General features: G+C 32.6%; 2 protein-coding genes. One reads left to right on the forward strand and one right to left on the reverse strand.

The window, feature by feature from the left end:
* Positions 1-785: DUF2515 family protein (locus tag AC1DTM_RS27510; protein WP_477001378.1), on the reverse strand; the 785-nt coding region annotated here is incomplete at its 3' end.
* Between the two features lie 103 nt (positions 786-888).
* Between AC1DTM_RS27510 and AC1DTM_RS27515 the strand changes: the two genes are divergently transcribed.
* A partial coding sequence (locus AC1DTM_RS27515) for a Holliday junction resolvase RecU (protein WP_477001379.1) occupies positions 889-1178 on the forward strand: 290 nt, incomplete at its 3' end.

Below are 1178 nucleotides of genomic sequence, written 5' to 3' on the forward strand. Positions count from 1 at the left end.
ATATTACATTCATAATCCATCCTTGATCCTGTATGCCTAGTTTGCACTGCAAATTTATAAAAAGAAGCCTTATACTTTGAATGAAATAATAACCAAGCTAATTGCTTCCCCAGTTCTATACGTTTTTGCAACGTTTCAAATTGATAAACTGAAAATCCATACATTCCCCCTTCCACCATTGGAAAAATAACTGCACTAACGTGAAATATTTCTTGAAATTTGAATAGCGCAGTATCAAATACATGTTTTTGAAAATATGCATTCTCAATTACTGGTTTTTGAATTTTATTTTGTTCATTAATAATAAGTGCCGTCATAAGCCTATTTATATCTTTTTTCCCCCAAAACGCGATCCATTCTTTTTCCATAAAAATTGATATGTTGAAAAATTGTAACAAATGAAAGAGCGGCGCACATCTCTTTTTACTTTCCTCATACAGTAATAGTTGAGGAAATGCATCTAAGAAAATGAGCCAATTGGCTTTCTCATACAAATGAAATAATCGTCTCTTAACTGTTTGAGATAACAGATTAGAATAATATTCTCCTTCTAAGTCTGTCATGTTCCATCCCCCATTCCTTGAAACCATGCTTGCTAAAAAAGACCATCTAATTTCTCTATTTCTCAAATAATATTCTTGGTAAGATTGTGTACGTGAAATATTATCTACGTTAGCTACATCCGTTCTCTCCTTAATATTAAGAACTATAGCTTTTTCCTCTTCTGTACAAAAAATATCATTACGGCTCTGTTTAATTTTTTCGTAATCATTCCATCGAAACATGAGTAAGTCACCATACCTTTCTTGAAAAAGGTCACATCTTTTTTCATTTTTTGATATAATCACCTTTGTAAGTAAATCTTATCAAGTTGGGAGTGGACAAAATATGACCATTCGTTACCCAAATGGAAAAAGGTACGATCAAGCTTCACACCCCCATAAAACACCAATAAAAAAACATACTTACAGTAATAGAGGTATGTCCCTTGAAGAGGAATTGAATGAAACCAATCAATATTACTTAACCCATAATATTGCATGCGTACATAAAAAACCYACACCTCTTCAAATTGTAAAAGTAGATTACCCCGCTCGAAGTGCTGCAGTGGTAAAAGAAGCGTATTTCAAACAACCTTCTACAACAGATTACAACGGTGTATACAAAGGGAAATATAT

The sequence above is a fragment of the Bacillus sp. P4_D3 genome, from assembly GCF_056401855.1.